The sequence below is a fragment of the Leucobacter holotrichiae genome (assembly GCF_055791005.1).
In genome coordinates this window covers 95,329-113,213 of record NZ_JBVUAC010000001.1, presented here as the reverse complement: position 1 = coordinate 113,213, position 17,885 = coordinate 95,329, and the positions used below count along the sequence as shown (strand labels likewise).

The following is a 17,885-nucleotide window of genomic DNA, read 5'->3' as shown; positions in this document are numbered from 1 at the left end:
GAAGAAGACCCAGCAGAGCGAGCCGAAGAAGCAGGAATCGAACATCCGTGCGGGAATGCGCCAGGGGCGAAATCACTCGTACATACATTCGAATATTCAGCCGCGCCGACGTAAGATGGAGCAGTGACTTCGAAGAGCGCCGCATCCGCCACCCCCGCCCCGATTCGTTCATCCGCCGCGCACGCGCAGATCAGCGTGCAGGGCGCACGAGTCCACAACCTGCAGGACATCGACCTCTCGATCCCGCGCGACTCGATGGTCGTGTTCACGGGCCTCTCGGGCAGCGGCAAGTCGAGTCTCGCCTTCGACACGATCTTCGCGGAGGGGCAGCGGCGCTACGTCGAGTCGCTCAGCGCCTACGCGCGCCAGTTCCTCGGCCAGGTGGATCGGCCCGATGTCGACTTCATCGAGGGGCTGAGCCCGGCGGTCTCGATCGATCAGAAGTCGACCAACCGCAACCCCCGAAGCACGGTGGGCACCATCACCGAGATCTACGACTACATGCGCCTGCTCTGGGCCCGCGTCGGCATCCCGCACTGCGCCGTCTGCGGTGAGCGCATCGCTTCGCAGACCGTGCAACAGATCGCCGACCGCCTCATGGAGCTGCCCGAGCGCACGCGCTACCAGGTACTGGCCCCCGTCGTCAGCAAGAAGAAGGGGGAGTTCGTCGACCTTTTCCAGGATCTCGCCGCCGCCGGGTACTCCCGAGCGCTCGTCGACGGCGAGCTGGTGCAACTGAGTGATCCGCCCAAGCTCAAGAAGCAGGTCAAGCACGACATCTCGGTGGTGGTCGACCGTCTGGTCGCCGACCCCGGCGCTCTCGGCAGACTCACCGACTCGCTCGAGACGGCCCTGCGGCTCGCGGGCGGCGTGGTGGCGATCGATTTCGTGGATCGCGATCCGGGCGAAGAGGATCGCACCCAGCTGTTCTCCGAGCACCTCAGCTGCCCCAATCAGCACCCGGTGCAGCTCACCGAGATCGAGCCGCGCACCTTCTCGTTCAACGCCCCCTTCGGAGCCTGCCCCGCGTGCTCCGGCCTGGGCACGAGCATGTCCGTCGACGAGGATCTGGTGCTCGGGGATCCCGAGCTGTCGATCGCCGAGGGCGTCATCGTCCCCTGGACGAGCCAGGGGAAGAGCCTCTACCAGTACTACGAGAAGCTGCTCGTGGGTCTGTCAGCGGATCTCGACTTCTCGCTCAAGACCCCCTGGGGCGAGCTGAGCGACGAGGTGCGCGAGGCCGTGCTCTACGGCAACAACTTCAAGGTCAACGTGCGCTGGAGGAACCGCTTCGGGCGCGAGGTGAAGTACTCCAGCGGTTTCGAGGGCGTCATCCCGTTCATCGAGCGGCAGTACGCAGAGGCCGAGAGCGACACGAAGCGCGACCGGTGGCAGGAGTTCCTGCGCGAGGTGCCCTGCCACGTCTGCCACGGTCAGCGCCTGAAGCCCGAAGTGCTCGCCGTCACCGTGAACGGCGAGTCGATCTCGGGCGTCACGGAGTTCAGCCTCACCGACGCGAAGCGCTTCTTCGACGAGGTGGTGCTCACCGAGCGCGAGGCACGCATCGCCGCTCAGGTGCTGCGCGAGATCCGCCTCCGCTTCGACTTCCTCATCGAGGTCGGCCTGGGCTACCTCACCCTCGCCCGTGCCGCGGGCACCCTCTCGGGCGGTGAGGCGCAGCGCATCCGTCTCGCCACGCAGATCGGCTCGGGCCTCACCGGTGTGCTCTACGTGCTCGACGAGCCGAGCATCGGCCTGCACCAGCGGGACAACCGACGCCTCATCGAGACGCTGCTCAAACTGCGGGATCTCGGCAACACCCTGATCGTGGTCGAGCACGACGAGGAGACCATCGAGGCCGCCGATTGGATCGTCGACATCGGCCCCGGCGCCGGCGTCGAGGGCGGCACGGTCGTCCACTCGGGGGAGTACGGCGAACTGATCGAGAACCGACGCTCGATCACGGGCGACTACCTCGCGGGGCGCCGCAGCATCGAGACCCCGAAGAAGCGCCGCAAGCGCGATCGCAACCGCGAGCTCAAGGTCGTGGGGGCCCGCTCCAACAACCTGCAGAACGTCGACGCCACCTTCCCGCTCGGCGTCATGACCGCGGTCACGGGCGTCAGCGGATCCGGCAAGTCGACCCTCGTCAACGACATCCTGTACCGCGTGCTCGCCAACCAGCTCAACGGCGCCCGTCTCGTGCCGGGCAAGCACACGCGCGTCACGGGCCTCGATCACCTCGACAAGGTCGTGCACGTCGATCAGGCCCCCATCGGGCGCACGCCCCGCTCGAACCCCGCGACCTACACCGGTGTGTTCGACAAGATCCGCACCCTCTTCGCCGAGACCCCCGAGGCGAAGACCCGCGGCTACCTGCCCGGCCGGTTCAGCTTCAACGTCAAGGGCGGCCGCTGCGAGGCCTGCTCGGGCGACGGCACGCTGAAGATCGAGATGAACTTCCTGCCCGATGTCTACGTCGCTTGCGAGGCCTGCGGCGGCAAGCGCTACAACCGCGAGACGCTGCAGGTGCGCTACAAGGGCAAGAACATCTCCGAGGTGCTCGACATGCCGATAGCCGAGGCCGAGGAGTTCTTCAGGCCCATCTCCTCGATCCACCGCTACATGAAGACCCTCGTCGACGTCGGCCTCGGCTACGTGCGCCTCGGCCAGAGCGCGACCACGCTCAGCGGCGGCGAGGCGCAGCGCGTCAAGCTCGCCACCGAACTGCAGAAGCGCTCGAACGGCCGCAGCATCTACGTGCTCGACGAGCCCACCACCGGCCTGCACTTCGAGGACGTGCGCAAGCTGCTGCTGGTACTGAACGGGCTCGTAGACAAGGGCAACACGGTCATCACGATCGAGCACAACCTCGACGTGATCCGCAGCGCGGACTGGGTCATCGACCTCGGCCCCGAGGGGGGCTCCGGCGGCGGCACGATCGTCGCGACCGGCACCCCGGAACAGGTCGCGAAGCACCCCGAGAGCCACACGGGACGCTTCCTCGCCGAGGTGCTCGGGGGGCGGGCCGCCAAGTCGGCCAAGGCGACCAGGTCAGCCAAGGCCGCGAAGACCGCCAAGGCCGCGAGAACGGCCGACGCCTCCAAGGCGACGAAGGCCGGGGAACCGGCCAAATCGGCGCGCGCCGCGCAGGCCCCCGAAAACGCGAGGGCGTCCGCTTGATCCAACCCGTCGACAATCGCGCCGCGTTCCGGCCCGCCCCGGGCGAGATCCCCACGAGCCCGGGCGTCTACCGGTTCAGCGACAAGCACGGGCGCGTGCTCTACATCGGCAAGGCGAAGAACCTGCGGGCCCGGCTGTCCAACTACTTCCAGCCGCTGCACTCGCTGATGCCGCGCACGCGCACCATGCTGTCGCTGGCCGCGAAGGTCGACTGGACCGTGGTCGCGACCGATACCGAGTCGCTCGTGCTCGAGCACACCTGGATCACCGAGTTCAAGCCGCCCTTCAACGTGCAGTTCAAGGACGACAAGACCTACCCCTATCTCGCGGTCACGCTGCGCGAGGAGGCTCCGCGGCTCATCATCACGCGCAACGAGAAGATCCGCGGCGCGCGCTACTTCGGCCCTTACCCGAAGGTGTGGGCGCTCCGTGAGACCACCCGGCTGCTGCAGCGGGCGTTCCCGATCCGCACCTGCAACGACGCCGACTACAAGCGCGCCATGCAGAGCGGCCGCCCCTGTCTGGCCGGGCAGATCGGCCGCTGTCACGGCCCGTGTTCCCAGCTCATCACGATCGAAGAGCACCGGGAGCGCGTGGGTGAGCTCGTCTCGTTCCTCGCCGGCGGCGATACGCGACATCTGCGCACGCTGCAGCGGGCCATGCGCGACGCGGCGGCCGAGCAGCGCTACGAGGACGCGGCGCGGTTGCGGGATCAGGCCCAAGCGGTCGAGCACGTCATGGAGAAGAACGCCGTCGTGCTCGGCAGCGGGTCGCGCACCGGCGTCAACCTCGACGTGTTCGGGCTGCGCGCCGACGAGCTCGCGGCCGCGGCTCATCAGTTCATCATCCGGGAGGGCAGGATCCGCGGCGAACGCAGCTGGATCGTCGACGTCGAGCTCGACGATTCGCCCACGACGCTGCTGGAGCAGGTGATCCAGTCGGCCTACGACGGCGAGCGGGAACCGCCGCCCGAGATCCTCGTGCCCGTGCTGCCCGAGAACGCCCCCGCGCTCGAGGAGGCGCTGAGCGCGCAGCGGCCGCGGCACGGCAGGGTGAAGGTGCGCGTACCCGAGCGCGGCGACAAGGCGCAGCTCATGGAGCGCGCCGTGCTGAACGCGGGGGAGAACCTGATCCGGCACAAGCTCAAGCGCGCCGCGGATCTCACCGCCCGCACCGATGCCCTCGCCGAGCTGCAGGAGGCGCTCGGCATGGAGGAGCCGCCGCTGCGGATCGAGTGCATCGACGTCTCTCACCTGCAGGGCACGGGAGTGGTGGCCTCGCTCGTCGTCTTCGAGGACGGCCTGCCCGCAAAAGGGGCCTACCGCAAGTACCGCATCGAGCAGACCCGCGACGACACCGACTCGATCCACCAGGTCGTCTCGCGCCGCGCGGCGCAGCTGAACGCCGCCCGCGAGTCGGGCGAGCAGCCGAGCGGCGTCTACCGCGACCGCCCCCAGCTGCTCATCGTCGACGGCGGCGAGCCGCAGGTGCGGGCCGCGGCTCGGGCTCTCGAGGAGGCGGGGATCACCGACGTCGCCCTGTGCGGGATCGCGAAGCGCCTCGAGGAGATCTGGTTGCCGGCCGATCCGTTCCCGGTGATCCTGCCCCGCACGAGCGAGGCGCTGTTCCTCGTGCAGCGGGTGCGCGACGAGGCTCACCGCTTCGCCATCACCTTCCAGCGGCAGCGCCGCAGCACGTCGATCGCGAGCCGCCTCTCCGAGATCCCGGGGCTCGGCCCGAAGCGGGTGCAGGGCCTGCTCAAGCACTTCGGGTCGGTGGCGCGCCTGCGAGCCGCCTCCCACGACGAGCTCGCGTCCGCCCCCGGCCTCGGCCCGAAGCTCGCCGAGCAGATCCTGAGCCACCTCGGGTCCATCCCACCGGCAGAGGCTAAACTTGAGGCATCGAACGATGCGGCATCGCTGAGCGCATCAGGCGGCGCACCAGACGAGGGGAACACGGCGTGAACGAGCAGGTATCCGGGCAGGAAATCCTCATCGTCACGGGTATGTCGGGAGCCGGTCGCAGCACCGTCGCCAACACGCTCGAAGACCTGGGCTGGTACGTCGTCGACAACCTCCCCCTTTCGATGCTGAAGACGCTCGCCGACATGGCCGACCGCTCCGGGGGAGCGCTGCCACGCATCGTGGCGGTCGTCGACGTCCGCGGCCGCGATCTCTTCGCCGAGATCCAGGACGTGATCGACGAGCTGCGGGAGAGCGCCACCGTGCGCGTCGTCTTCCTCGACGCGACCGACGAGATCCTGGTTCGGCGCTACGAGTCGGTACGTCGTCCGCATCCGCTGCAGGGCGAGGCCGGCAGCCTGCTCGAGGGGATCCGCCTCGAGCGCGAGCGCCTGCAGGAGCTGCGGGCCTCGAGCGACGTGGTGATCGACACCTCCCGCTACAACGTGCACGATCTCTCCACCGCGACGCGGGACCTGTTCTCCGACGACAACACGCCCGGCCTGCAGCTCTCGGTTCTGAGCTTCGGCTTCAAGTACGGCGCACCGACGGACGTGGACCTCATGGTCGACATGCGCTTCCTGCCGAACCCCTTCTGGATCCCCGAGCTCCGCCCGCTCACGGGCGTGGACCCCGAGGTGAAGGACTACGTGATGAGCCGCGACGGCGCCGAGGAGTTCCTCGACCACTACATCGCGGCGCTCACCCCGGTACTGGCCGGTTTCCAGCGGGAGAACAAGCGTCACGCCTCGCTCGCGGTAGGGTGTACCGGCGGCAAACACCGCTCAGTCGCAACGGCCCGCGAACTCGCCGATCGCCTCGCCGGACTGCCCGGTGTGAGCGTCAGTCTGCGCCACCGCGACCTCGGTCGCGAGTGATCCGCGATCCGTTTCGTCTGAAACCTCTCCAACCTCATTCTCCGAAAGGATCCGATTCGTGCTGTCTACTCCCGAGGTGAAGAGCGAACTCGTACGGTTCCCGGTGCAGCGCACCGGCGAGCGCGTCGCCGAGGTCGCCACGATTCTGCGTCTCGCGGGCGGGCTCCACACGATCTCGGGCCGCATCGCGCTCGAGGCCGAGCTGCACACGCCGCAGATCGTGCAGCGGGTGCGCAAGGATCTGGCGGAGCTGTACGGCGTGCGCTCCGAGGCGAAGCAGCTGCCCCCGTCGAGCACGCGCCCGGGCGCCCCGCAGTTCCTCGTGCGGGTGCTCGACGGCGAGACGCTGGCGCGCCAGCTGGGGCTGCTGGATCAGCGCCGCCGTCAGATCCGCGGCCTGCCGAATCGTCTCACCACGGGCGCGCAGCCCGAGCTCGCGGCCATCTGGCGCGGCGCCTTCCTCGCGAGGGGCGGCATCACGGCCCCGGGCCGCTCCGCCGCGCTCGAGATCATCTGCCCCACGAGCGAGGTCACGATGGCGCTGGTGGGTGCGGCGAGCAGGATCGGGATCGAGGCCAAGAGCCGCGAGATCCGCGGCCAGAACAAGGTCATGATCCGCGACAGCGAGACCATCGGCGAGATGCTCGGCGCGATGGGCGCGCAGCAGGCCCGTTCCGCGTGGGATGAGCTCCGCCGTGCCCGGGAGACGCGCGCGACGGCGAACCGTCTCGTGAACTTCGACGACGCGAACCTGCGCCGCTCTGCGCAGGCCTCCGTCGCCGCGTGCGCTCGTGTGGAGCGCGCGCTCGAGATCCTCGGGGACGAGGTGCCCGACCACCTGCGGTACGCGGGGGAGCTTCGTCTGCGTCACCGCGAGGCGAGCCTCGACGACCTGGGCACGCGCGCCGATCCGCCGCTCACCAAGGACGCGATCGCCGGTCGCATCCGTCGCCTCCTCGCCATGGCCGACAAGGAGGCCGAGGCCCGCGGGATCCCGGGCACCGAGGCCAGCCTGCCCGAGGAGCTCGACTCGATGTAGCCGCGCTCCCGCGCACTCGGGCCCCGCGGCGAACGGTCCATTTCTCCAACATTTCGGAGCCGCGGAGCCATAGACTTGAATCGTCCATCGTCGAACGCAGAGATCGGAGCACTTTATGGCTACCTACTCACTCCCCGAGCTTCCCTACGATTACGCAGCTCTCGAGCCGCACATCAGCGGCAAGATCATGCAGTTGCACCACGACAAGCACCACCAGGCCTATGTGACCGGTGCGAACACGGCGCTCGAGCAGCTCGGCGAAGCCCGCGAGTCCGGCAACCTGGCGGCGGTGAACAAGCTCGAGAAGGATCTCGCATTCAACCTCGGCGGCCACGTCAACCACACCATCTTCTGGAACAACCTGTCGCCCGAGGGCGGCGGGGAGCCCGAGGGCGAGCTCGCCGAGGCGATCAAGGATCAGTTCGGCTCGTTCGCGGCCTTCCAGGCCCACTTCACGGCGGTCGCGACGGGCATCCAGGGCTCGGGCTGGTCCGTGCTCGCTTGGGATGCGCTCGGTCAGCGCCTGGCGATCTTCCAGCTGTTCGATCAGCAGGCGAACGCGCCGCTCGGCCTCACGCCGCTGCTGATGCTCGACATGTGGGAGCACGCCTTCTACCTCGATTACCTCAACGTGAAGGCCGACTACGTGAAGGCGTTCTGGAACATCGCCAACTGGCAGGACGTCGCGAAGCGCTTCGAGGCTGCCCGCGCGCAGACCCCCGGCCTGATCTGAGGCCCGCCCCGACATGCGCACCATCGACACTCTGGGAGACCTGCGCTCCCGCACCGTTATCGTCCGCTGCGATCTGAACGTTCCGCTGTCAGACGGCGTCATCACCGATGACGGCCGCATCCGCGCTTCGCTCACCACGATCCGCGAGCTTCGCGAGGCGGGGGCCAGAGTCGTTCTCATCAGCCACCTGGGCCGCCCCAAGGGGGAGCCCGAGGCCCGGTTCTCGTTGGAGCCGGTGGCGGTGCGCATGTCGGAGCTGCTGGGCGCGCCGGTCCGGTTCGTCGGTGAGACTGTCGGGGCCGAGGCTTCGGCGGCCGTCGCCGCTCTCGGCGACGGCGACGTCGTCATGCTCGAGAATCTGCGCTTCAACGCGGGTGAGACGAGCAAGGACGACGCGGATCGCCGGGCGTTCGCGCAGCAGCTCGCCGAGCTGGGCGACGCGTTCGTCTCCGACGGTTTCGGCGTGGTCCACCGGCGCCAGGCCAGCGTCACCGATCTCGCCGAACTGCTGCCCAGCGCCGCCGGCCGCCTCGTAGCGACCGAGCTCGAGGTGCTGCAGCGCCTCACCGTCGATCCCGCACGCCCCTACACGGTGGTGCTCGGGGGATCGAAGGTCTCCGACAAGCTCGGCGTCATCTCCCATCTCATCGAGCGCGTGGACACGCTGCTCATCGGCGGCGGCATGCTCTTCACCTTCCTCGCGGCCCAGGGCCACGGCGTCGCCTCGAGCCTGCTCGAGCAGGACCAGCTCGAGACGGTGCGCGGGTATCTCGCCGAGGCCGAGAGGCGCGGCGTGCGCATCGTGCTGCCGACCGATGTGGTCGTAGCCGAGGCCTTCGCCGCCGACGCGGCCCACGAGGTGGTGCCCGCCGACGCGATCGAGTCATCGAGCTTCGGCGAAGCCGGCATCGGGCTCGACATCGGGCCGGAGTCGGCCGCGGCCTTCGCCGCCGTGATCGCGGATTCGGCCACCGTCTTCTGGAACGGCCCCATGGGGGTCTTCGAGATGGAGGCGTTCGCAGCGGGCACGCGCGCGGTGGCTCGGGCACTCACCGAGACCGACGGCTTCACCGTGGTCGGCGGCGGCGACTCCGCTGCGGCGGTGCGCGCACTCGGCTTCTCCGACGGCCAATTCGGCCACATCTCGACGGGCGGCGGAGCGAGCCTCGAGTTCCTCGAGGGCAAGCAGCTCCCCGGACTGGAGGTTCTCGCATGACCCAGAACGCACAGCGCACGCCGCTCATCGCCGGCAACTGGAAGATGAACCTGGATCATCTGCAGGCCATCGCCCTGGTGCAGAAACTCGCGTGGGGGCTGAAGGATGTCAAGCACGACTACAGCGATACCGAGGTGGCGGTCTTCCCTCCCTTCACCGATCTGCGGTCCGTGCAGACGCTGCTCGCCGCCGACAAGCTCTCCCTCGTGCTCGGCGCGCAGGACGTGTCTCCACACGAGAGCGGCGCCTACACCGGTGACGTCTCGGCCCAGATGCTCCGAAAGCTCGAGGTGCGCTACGTGCTCGTCGGCCACTCCGAGCGCCGGCACGGGCACGGCGAGAGCGACGAGCTCGTGGGGCAGAAGGCGCTCGCGGCGCATCGCGCAGGCATGGTGCCGATGATCTGCGTCGGTGAGACCGCGGAGGATCTCGAGGAGCACGGCGCTGCCGCCATTCCGCTCGCGCAGTTGGCGGCGGCGCTCGCGCCGCTCCCGCAGGATGCCGAGGTCGTCATCGCCTACGAGCCCGTCTGGGCGATCGGCAGCGGCCAGGCCGCGACCCCGGAGCAGGCGCAGGAGGTCGCGAAGGCGATCCGGGACTCGCTGCGCGAGCTGCGCGGCGACGAGCAGGCCGATGCGACTCGTGTGCTCTACGGCGGCTCGGTCTCCAGCCAGAACGTCGCGGGTTTCCTGCGCCAGCCCGACGTCGACGGAGCGCTCGTCGGCGGTGCGAGCCTGAAGGCCGACGAGTTCACCCGCATCATCCAGTTCAAGAAGCACGTCACCGCCGCCTGATCGAAACGCCGTGCACGTGCTCTCGCAACGCCGCTCCGCGCGAGCAGTGCGAGCCGCATGACCCTCCGCCTGCGGGATCCTGTGCGCGGCGCCCGACTCGCGGAGGTATACTGAACTTTGGCTTACCGCGCCCTCAACCCCTGAAAGGTGACCCGCGTGCTCATCCTCAAGATCGCCCTGATCGTCCTCCTCGTGATCACGAGCCTGCTGCTCACCCTGTTCATCCTGCTGCACAAGGGCCGCGGCGGCGGCCTCTCCGACATGTTCGGCGGCGGCGTGACGTCGAGCCTCGGCTCGTCGGGAGTGGCGGAGCGCAACCTCAATCGCATCACCGTCGTGGTGTCGCTGGTGTGGGTCGCCTCGATCATCGGGCTCGGGCTCATCGCCCGGTTCTCGGTGGTCTGACCCCGCCTCGATCGCCGCAGTTTTCGTAGTAGAAAGGTATTCAGTGCCTGGCAGTAACGCCATTCGCGGCGCCCGCGTCGGATCCGGCCCCATGGGGGAGAAGGACCACGGTGCGCGCGCCGAACGCATTCAGATCTCGTACTGGGATGCTCTCGGCAACGAGACGGTCCGATACTTCGCGGCCGACGTCGCCGCAGAGGACATTCCCGATCAGATCGACTCGCCGACCACCGGCCTCCCCGCCGGACGCGACCGCGAGAACCCACCGCTGCTCCCCAAGAACGAGCCCTACAAGACGCATCTCGCGTACGTGAAGGAGCGTCGCACGCCCGAGGAGGCCGAGGAGCTGCTCGAGGCCGCGCTGCAGAAGCTGCGCACTCGTCGCGGCACGGCGAAGCAGTCGGCATAGCACTCCACGAGACGCGGCCCCGGGATCGGAAGATCCCGGGGCCGCGTTCGTATGCCGCTCAGGCCTCGGCGAGCAGCGCGTCGATCACCGCGGTATCACCGTAGGGGAGCGTCACCGCGATCACCGGGCGACCTCGCTCGGTCAGCACCTCCCGGTCGCCGCGCGCCTGAGCCGCGATGAGCACCCCGAAGCTCTGGGAGTCGGGGATCGGGACATCGGGCGCGCCCTCATCGGTGATCTGCAGGAAGGCGCCGAGGGCAGGGCCGCCCTTGTGCAACTGGCCGACGGAGTGCAGATAGCTCGGCCCGAAGCCGAGCGACACCGGCACCCGGAGGTGCGCCGACAGGCGGTCCCTCAGCTCGCGCAGCGGAACGGCGAGTGCTCCCTGCGGATCGACGTAGGCCTGGATCGAGAGATATCCCTCGGCGGGAACGGCCTCGCGCAGGCGCTTCAGGATCTCCCCGGCGGACGACGGCGTCGTGGGCGCCTGCTGAGCCCCCGCGCCGTCGGCTCCGGCCGCTCCGGGCCCGGCTATTCCAGACTCGGCCGCGCCATCGAGGCCGACGGTCCTGCCGGCCTCGGCGAGCGCCGAGCGGGCGGCCACCTTGGCGGCCTCGACATCGGGCTGATTGAAGGGATCGATACCCATGAGGCGTCCGAGCGCCGCGGTCGCGACTTCCCAGAGCAGCATCTGAGCGCCGAGGGGAGCGGAGACCAGGATCCCCGTGTCGCAGAGTCCCGCTGCGGCGTCCCCGGTGCCGGCCACCGTCGCCGCCACCGTGTTGGGCGGCGCGTCCCGGAACTCGGGGGCGGATACGGGCAGTGCGATCGGCAGCACCCCGTGCCCCTCCTTGCCCGTGGACTCGGCGATGAGCTGCTCGATCCATGACCCCAGGCCCCAACGAGCGCTCTCGGCCTCCCGCACCGCGAGAATGCACCGCTCGGGCAGCCCGGCGGCGATCGCGGCGGCGAGCCGCAGCGCCGGATTCTGCGCCCCGTCGACCGCGAGCGCCTCTCGCACGGCCTGCGCCTCGTCGACCAGTCGCCGGACGTCGACGCCCGCGAGGCCCGAGGGCACGAGGCCGAAAGCGGTGAGCGCCGAGAACCGGCCGCCGACGTTCGGGTCGGCGTTGAAGACGTGACGTCCGGCGTCGCGGGACTCGTCATCGAGCGGGGATCCCGGGTCCGTGACGATCACCACGCGCGAGGCGGGGTCGATGCCGGCCTCCCGGAAGGCCTGCTCGAAGGCGGCGAGGTGGCTGCGGGTCTCGATCGTGCTGCCGGACTTGGAGCTGACCACGACCGCGGTGCTCGCGAGGTCGCCACCGAGCACTCGCGCGACGGCGGCCGGGTGGGTCGAGTCGATCATGGTGAGGCCGGCGTCCGCCCAGCGGGCGATGACGGCGGGGGCGAGGCTCGATCCTCCCATCCCGCACAGCACGATACGATCCACGCCCGCGGCCGAGAGCTCCGCACGCAGAGCCTCGACCCGGGGGAGCAGCTCGTCGGCGGCTGCGGCGAAGTCCGTCCAGCCCAGCCTGATCGAGGCCTCGGCCTCGGCGGCGGGGCCCCACAGGCCGGCATCGTGCGCGAAGATCCGGCTCGCCACGCGATCCCGCACCAGGCTCTCGAGCAGCTCATCCGTGCGTCCGCCGTTCGCGTGCTCGATGTCGTCGCCGAAGGCGATCCCAATCCCACCCATGATGGCTCCCCTCTTCGCTACTGCCTCGATAGACCGCTCGTTGCTCCAGGCCCGCCCGCTGCCTCTAGGCCCGCTCGGCGAGCGCCCGCTCCACGGTGTCGCAGAGCTCGGCCCACGAAGCGTCGAACTTCTGCAGCCCCTCGAGTTCGAGCTTCTCGGTGACATCGACGTAGTCGACGCCCTGCGCGTCGAGCGCGTTGAGCAGCTGATTCGATTCGAGGTACTCCGACGTGATCGTCTCGCCGCGCACCTCGCCGTGGTCGGCGAACGCGTTCAGCGTCGCCTCGGGCATGGTGTTGACGGTCTCAGGCGCGATCAGCTCCTCGACGTACAGGGTGTCGCGCAACGACGGATCCTTGACGCCGGTGGACGCCCACAGCGGGCGCTGCGCGTTGGCCCCGAGCTCGAGCAGCAAGCGCGCCCGCTCCGACGAGAAGGACTGCTCGAAGATCTCGTAGGCGAGGCGCGCGTTCGCGACACCGGCCTGGCCCTTGAGCGCGAGCGCCTCGGGCGTGCCGACCGCCGAGAGGCGCGCGTCGATCTCGCTGTCGACCCGCGACACGAAGAACGAGGCGACCGAGTGGATGCCCGACAGGTCGTGCCCCGCCTCGCGGGCCCGCTCAAGGCCCGTCAGGTAGGCGTTGATCACCTGGCGGTAGCGCTCGAGGCTGAAGATCAGCGTGACGTTGACGCTGATGCCGGCTGCGATGGTCTCGGTGATGGCCTCGAGGCCCTCGACGGTCGCGGGGATCTTGATCATCGCGTTGGGGCGGTCGACCTTGGCCCACAGCTCGCGGGCCTGCGCGACCGTGCCCGCAGTGTCGCGAGCGAGACCCGGCTCCACCTCGATCGATACGCGGCCGTCGCGGCCGTGCGACGCGGCGTAGACCTCGCCGAAGACATCGCAGGCGTCGGCGACGTCCGCCGTCGTGAGCTCCACGATGGTCTGGGCGACGTCGAGGCCGCGCTCGGCGCACTCGGCGATCCGCTCGCCGTATCCGACGCCGCTGCCGATCGCACCCGCGAAGATCGTCGGGTTGGTGGTGACGCCGACCACGTCGTGGCTGGAGATGAGGGCGCTCAGCTCTCCGGTCTCGAGACGCGAACGCGAGAGGTCGTCGAGCCAGATGCTGACGCCCGCGCGGCTGAGGGAACTGGTCGATGCGCTCATCGTGCTGCCTCCTCGGTGTTCCGCTCGACCGCGGCGAGGCTCTCCCGCGCCGCTTCGACCACGGCGTCAGCCGTGATCCCGAACTTCTCGAACAGGGTCTCGTAGTCGGCCGATGCCCCGAAGTGCTCGATCGAGACCGAGCGGCCGCGGTCACCCACGTAGCGCTCCCAGCCGAGCGCGAGGCCCGCCTCGACGCTCACGCGCGCCGGCACTGCGGCCGGCAGCACGCTCTCGCGGTACTCGTCGCTCTGCTCGGCGAACCACTCGAGGCAGGGCGCGCTCACCACGCGGGCACCGATACCGTCTACGGCGAGGCGATCCCGAGCCTCCACCGCGAGCTGCACCTCGGACCCGGTCGCGATGAGCAGCACGTCGAGCGAGCCGGTGGGGGAGTCGGCGAGCACGTAGGCGCCCCGTCGCACCCCCTCTGAGGAGGTGCCCTCGAGCACCGGCACGTTCTGGCGCGTGAGCGCGATGCCGGTCGGGCCGGCGTGGCGGCTCAGCACCTCGTGCCAGGCGAACGCGGTCTCGTTCGCATCGGCGGGGCGCACCATCGCGAGGTTCGGGATCGCGCGCAGCGATGCCAGGTGCTCGATGGGCTGGTGGGTCGGCCCATCCTCGCCGAGCGCGATGGAGTCGTGCGTCCATACGAAGATGCTGGGCACGTTCATGAGCGCGGCGAGACGCACCGCGGGGCGCATGTAGTCGGCGAACTGCAGGAAGGTGCCGCCGTAGCTGCGGGTCTTCCCGTGCAGTTGGATGCCGTTGAGGATCGCAGCCATGGCGTGCTCGCGAATACCGAAGTGCAGCACCCTGCCGTAGGGGTCACCCTGCCACACCGAGGTCGATCGGCGACTCGGAACGAAGGAGGGCGCACCCGGGATCGTGGTGTTGTTGGAGCCGGCGAGGTCGGCGGAGCCGCCCCACAGCTCGGGCATGATCGGGCCGAGCGCGGCGAGCACCTTGCCGCTCGCCGAGCGGGTCGCGATGCTCGCACCGACCTCGAACTCGGGCAGCGCCTCTGCCGCACCCTCGGGCAGCACCTCCGCTTCGAGGCGATCCAGCAGCGCCTTGCGCTCGGGGTTCGCCGCCGCCCAGGCGTCGAACGAGCGCTGCCACTCCGCGCGCTTCTCGGCACCCCGGTCGACCGCCCTACGGGCGTGCGCGAGTACCTCGGGCGCGACCGCGAAGTGCTGCTCGGGGTCGAAGCCGAGCGCCCGCTTGAGGCCCGCCAGCTCCTCGGCGCCCAGCTTGGAGCCGTGGATGCCGCCCGTGTTCTGCTTGCCGGGGGAGGGCCAGCCGATGATGGTCTTCAGGATGATGAGGCTGGGCTTGCCCGTCTCGGCCTTCGCCGCCTCGATGGCGTCGTTCAGCTCGACCAGATCCTCGACGTACTCGCCGGTCTTCTTCCAGTCGACCTCGATGACCTGCCAGCCGTACGCCTCGTAGCGCTTCGCGACGTCCTCGGAGAATGAGATGTCCGTGTCGTCCTCGATCGAGATCTGGTTCGAGTCGTAGAACGCGATGAGGTTGCCGAGCTCCTGATGCCCGGCGAGGCTCGAGGCCTCGGCGGTCACGCCCTCCTGCAGGTCGCCGTCGCCCGCCACGACGTACACGAAGTGGTCGAAGGGGCTCGTCCCCGGGGCGGCCTCGGGGTCGAAGAGGCCGCGCTCGTAGCGCGCGGCGTAGGCGAAGCCGACGGCGGAGGCGAGGCCCTGGCCGAGCGGGCCGGTCGTGATCTCGACGCCCGCGGTGTGGCCGTACTCGGGGTGACCGGGGGTCTTCGAACCCCAGGTGCGCAGCGCCTTCAGGTCTTCGAGCTCGAGCCCGTAGCCCCCGAGGTAGAGCTGCACGTACTGGGTGAGCGAGGAGTGACCGACGGACAGGATGAACCGGTCGCGGCCGAGCCAGTCCGCATCGGTCGGATCGTGCCGCATCACCCGCTGATGCAGCAGATACGCGAGGGGAGCCAGGCTGATCGCGGTGCCCGGGTGGCCGTTGCCCACCTTCTCCACCGCGTCAGCGGCCAGCACCCGCGCGGTGTCGACCGCGCGATCATCGAGCTCGTCCCACTGCAGTTCGTTTCCCAAGAGTCACCTTTCGACGGGAAGAATCCGAGCGCGTTCGCGCACACACCGACAATCCTACGGCAGCGGGGGCCGGGTTTATCGGTAGAAATATGTGGACGGGTTCGCGCGTGTCGACCTCCTGCGGTCCACCCGGGGTACGATAGAGGGTGATGTCCACCGAGATCTCAGCCCAGACGCAGACCCCGCGAGCCGAACGGCCCCGACCCCGCCGTCCCCTCGGCCGGGTCATCAAGAACTACGTCGCGCTCACCAAGCCCCGTGTCATGGAGCTGCTGCTCGTGGTCACGGTGCCCGCGATGATCCTCGCGCAGGGCGGCCTGCCCGACCTCTGGCTGGTGCTCGCGACCCTCATCGGCGGTGCGATGAGCGCGGGATCGGCCGGCGCGTTCAACTGCTACATCGACCGCGAGGCCGACCGCCTGATGCAGCGCACCAAGAACCGCCCGCTGGTGACCGGCGAGATCTCCGACCGCAACGCGCTCGTGTTCGCGTGGGTGCTCGGGGTGCTCTCGATCGCGTGGCTCGCCGCCACGACCAACTGGCTCGCCGCCGCGCTCGGCGCCGCGGCGATCTTCACCTACGTGGTCGTCTACACGATGTGGCTCAAGGGCCGCAGCGAGCAGAACATCATCTGGGGCGGGATCGCCGGCTGCTTCCCGGTGCTGATCGGCTGGGCGGCTGTGACCGGATCGCTCGACTGGCCCGCCTGGGTGTTCTTCGCGATCATCTTCCTCTGGACGCCGGCCCACTACTGGCCGCTGTCGATGCGGTACCGCGAGGACTACGCCGCTGCCGGCGTGCCGATGCTGGGGGTCGTGCGGGGGCGCGCGACCGTCGGTCTGCAGGTCATCCTCTACACCTGGGCCACCGTCGCGTCGAGCCTGCTGCTCATCCCCGCACCAGGCATCGGCTGGATCTACACGGCCGTCGCCCTCCTCGCGGGCGGTTACTTCATCCTGCAGGCCCACCGCCTCTACGGCAGCGCGATCCGCGGCCAGGAGGGCAAGCCCATGCAGGTCTTCCACGGCTCCATCACCTACCTCTCGGTGCTCTCGCTCGCGATCGCGATCGACCCGCTGCTGTCGTTCTGAGCGGTGTAGCCTGACTGGCATGAGCTTCGAACCGTCCCTTCGCCCGGAGACCTCGGTCGTCGCACTCGGACGGCCCGATCCCGCCCCCGACGGCCCGCTCAACCCGCCCATCTCGCTCAGCTCCACGTTCCGCAGCGCGGGCGCACCCGATCCTGAGGATCGCGTCTACGCCCGCTACTCCAACCCGACGTGGGAGCCGCTCGAGGAGGCGATCGCATCGCTCGAGGGCGGCGGAGTCGCCGGACTCGCCTTCGCCTCCGGCATGGCTGCGGTCTCGGCGGCGCTCTCGCTCACACCGATCGGGGGCGTCGCGGTCGTGCCGAGCGCCTCGTACAACGGCACGATCGGTCTCGCGCGAGAGCTCGCCGCGTCCGGGGCGCTCGTGCTGCGCGAGATCGATCCGCTCGACATCGACGCCGTGATCGAGGCGCTCGACGGGGCCGATCTGCTCTGGTTGGAATCCCCGACCAACCCCATGCTCGACGTCGTGGACCTGCCCCGGCTCGTATCGGAGGCGCGTCGCCGCGGAGTCACCGCCGTCGTCGACAACACCTTCTCCACGCCCCTCAGGCAGCGGCCCCTCTCCGTCGGAGCCGACGTGGTCGTGCACTCGGCCACGAAGTTCATCGCCGGGCACTCGGATGTGCTCCTCGGCCTCGTCGTCGCGCGCAACGCCGAACTGCGGGCGAGGCTCGCCCGGCACCGCACGCTGCACGGCGGCATCCCCGGCCCCTTCGAGGCCTGGCTCGCCCTGCGCGGGCTGCGCACCATGGCCCTCCGTCTCGAGCGCGCCGAGTCCAGCGCGGGGGAGCTCGCCGGGCGGCTGCTCGAGCACCCCGCGGTGAGCCGCGTGCGGTATCCGGGGCTGCCGAGCGATCCGAACCACGGTCGCGCCCGCGCGCAGCTCACCGGCTTCGGCGCCGTGGTCTCGATCGAACTGAGCGGGGGAGCGGAGGCCGCGGATCGCTTCGTCGACGCGGTCGAGCTGTTCACGCCGGCCACCAGTCTCGGCGGCGTGGAGTCGCTCGCCGAGCGGAGGCGACGGCACGCCGTCGAGCCCGTGGATGTACCCGAGGCGCTCGTGCGTCTCAGCATCGGCATCGAGCACGTCGAGGATCTCTGGGCGGATCTGGAGCAGGCGCTGGGAGCGGCAGGCACGGCGGGCGCCTGAGCACTCCCGGGATCCCGAGCTCCTGCCCGACGAAACGTCGAA

At 69.6% G+C, this 17,885-nt stretch carries 14 protein-coding genes; 11 read left to right on the top strand and 3 right to left on the bottom strand.

Features of this window, described 5'->3' with window-relative positions:
* Positions 1-162: 162 nt before the first annotated feature.
* The 9 genes from uvrA to AC0KXF_RS00490 all read left to right on the top strand — a co-directional run bounded on the left by uvrA (position 163) and on the right by AC0KXF_RS00490 (position 10,618).
* A complete protein-coding gene (uvrA, locus tag AC0KXF_RS00530) occupies positions 163-3,183 on the top strand; it encodes an excinuclease ABC subunit UvrA (protein WP_473107877.1) in 3,021 nt (1,006 codons plus the stop codon).
* Positions 3,180-5,147: an excinuclease ABC subunit UvrC gene (uvrC, locus tag AC0KXF_RS00525; RefSeq protein ID WP_473107355.1), complete on the top strand. Its 1,968-nt coding sequence runs from the start codon at positions 3,180-3,182 to the stop codon at positions 5,145-5,147. Before uvrA ends, uvrC begins: the two co-directional genes overlap by 4 nt.
* Positions 5,144-6,022, top strand: a complete 879-nt coding sequence (gene rapZ / locus AC0KXF_RS00520) for an RNase adapter RapZ (protein WP_223043873.1) — start codon at positions 5,144-5,146, stop codon at positions 6,020-6,022. The genes uvrC and rapZ overlap by 4 nt, the downstream gene beginning before the upstream one ends.
* 58 nt (positions 6,023-6,080) lie before the next feature.
* Positions 6,081-7,061, top strand: a complete 981-nt coding sequence (gene whiA, locus AC0KXF_RS00515) for a DNA-binding protein WhiA (protein WP_473107354.1) — start codon at positions 6,081-6,083, stop codon at positions 7,059-7,061.
* 115 nt (positions 7,062-7,176) lie between these two features.
* Positions 7,177-7,794 (top strand): superoxide dismutase, encoded by a 618-nt coding sequence (locus tag AC0KXF_RS00510; RefSeq protein ID WP_473107353.1) that lies wholly within the window; start codon positions 7,177-7,179, stop codon positions 7,792-7,794.
* A gap of 13 nt (positions 7,795-7,807) precedes the next feature.
* Positions 7,808-9,010 carry a phosphoglycerate kinase gene (locus tag AC0KXF_RS00505; protein WP_473107352.1) on the top strand — a complete coding sequence of 401 codons (1,203 nt, stop codon included), beginning with the start codon at positions 7,808-7,810 and terminating at the stop codon, positions 9,008-9,010.
* The gene (gene tpiA / locus AC0KXF_RS00500; protein ID WP_473107351.1) at positions 9,007-9,804 is read left to right on the top strand and encodes a triose-phosphate isomerase; all 798 of its coding nucleotides are present in this window, start codon (positions 9,007-9,009) and stop codon (positions 9,802-9,804) included. Before AC0KXF_RS00505 ends, tpiA begins: the two co-directional genes overlap by 4 nt.
* A gap of 156 nt (positions 9,805-9,960) precedes the next feature.
* Positions 9,961-10,209, top strand: a complete 249-nt coding sequence (secG, locus tag AC0KXF_RS00495; protein WP_223043868.1) for a preprotein translocase subunit SecG — start codon at positions 9,961-9,963, stop codon at positions 10,207-10,209.
* 43 nt (positions 10,210-10,252) lie between these two features.
* Positions 10,253-10,618: an RNA polymerase-binding protein RbpA gene (locus AC0KXF_RS00490; RefSeq protein ID WP_223043867.1), complete on the top strand. Its 366-nt coding sequence runs from the start codon at positions 10,253-10,255 to the stop codon at positions 10,616-10,618.
* Between the two features lie 58 nt (positions 10,619-10,676).
* Here AC0KXF_RS00490 and AC0KXF_RS00485 read toward each other — a convergent pair whose 3' ends face one another.
* The 3 genes from AC0KXF_RS00485 to tkt form a co-directional block, all read right to left on the bottom strand.
* Positions 10,677-12,320, bottom strand: a complete 1,644-nt coding sequence (locus AC0KXF_RS00485) for a glucose-6-phosphate isomerase (RefSeq protein ID WP_473107350.1) — start codon at positions 12,318-12,320, stop codon at positions 10,677-10,679.
* A gap of 64 nt (positions 12,321-12,384) precedes the next feature.
* Positions 12,385-13,491 (bottom strand): transaldolase, encoded by a 1,107-nt coding sequence (tal, locus tag AC0KXF_RS00480; protein WP_473107349.1) that lies wholly within the window; start codon positions 13,489-13,491, stop codon positions 12,385-12,387.
* Complete coding sequence (gene tkt / locus AC0KXF_RS00475; RefSeq protein ID WP_473107348.1) at positions 13,488-15,581, bottom strand: transketolase; 2,094 nt, start codon at positions 15,579-15,581, stop codon at positions 13,488-13,490. Before tkt ends, tal begins: the two co-directional genes overlap by 4 nt.
* Before the next feature lie 149 nt (positions 15,582-15,730).
* On the opposite strand from tkt, the gene AC0KXF_RS00470 reads away from it, so the two are divergent.
* Complete coding sequence (locus AC0KXF_RS00470) at positions 15,731-16,672, top strand: heme o synthase (protein ID WP_473107347.1); 942 nt, start codon at positions 15,731-15,733, stop codon at positions 16,670-16,672.
* A gap of 19 nt (positions 16,673-16,691) precedes the next feature.
* Entirely contained in the window at positions 16,692-17,843 is a 1,152-nt protein-coding gene (locus AC0KXF_RS00465) for a trans-sulfuration enzyme family protein (RefSeq protein ID WP_473107346.1), read from the top strand.
* Positions 17,844-17,885 lie beyond the last annotated feature (42 nt).

Coding starts and splice junctions, on each gene's coding strand:
- AC0KXF_RS00510 (WP_473107353.1), top strand. CDS start 7,177: ATGGCTACCTACTCACTCCCCGAGCTTCCCTACGATTACGCAGCTCTC.
- AC0KXF_RS00505 (WP_473107352.1), top strand. CDS start 7,808: ATGCGCACCATCGACACTCTGGGAGACCTGCGCTCCCGCACCGTTATC.
- tpiA (WP_473107351.1), top strand. CDS start 9,007: ATGACCCAGAACGCACAGCGCACGCCGCTCATCGCCGGCAACTGGAAG.
- AC0KXF_RS00485 (WP_473107350.1), bottom strand. CDS start 12,320: ATGGGTGGGATTGGGATCGCCTTCGGCGACGACATCGAGCACGCGAAC.
- tal (WP_473107349.1), bottom strand. CDS start 13,491: ATGAGCGCATCGACCAGTTCCCTCAGCCGCGCGGGCGTCAGCATCTGG.
- AC0KXF_RS00470 (WP_473107347.1), top strand. CDS start 15,731: ATGTCCACCGAGATCTCAGCCCAGACGCAGACCCCGCGAGCCGAACGG.
- AC0KXF_RS00465 (WP_473107346.1), top strand. CDS start 16,692: ATGAGCTTCGAACCGTCCCTTCGCCCGGAGACCTCGGTCGTCGCACTC.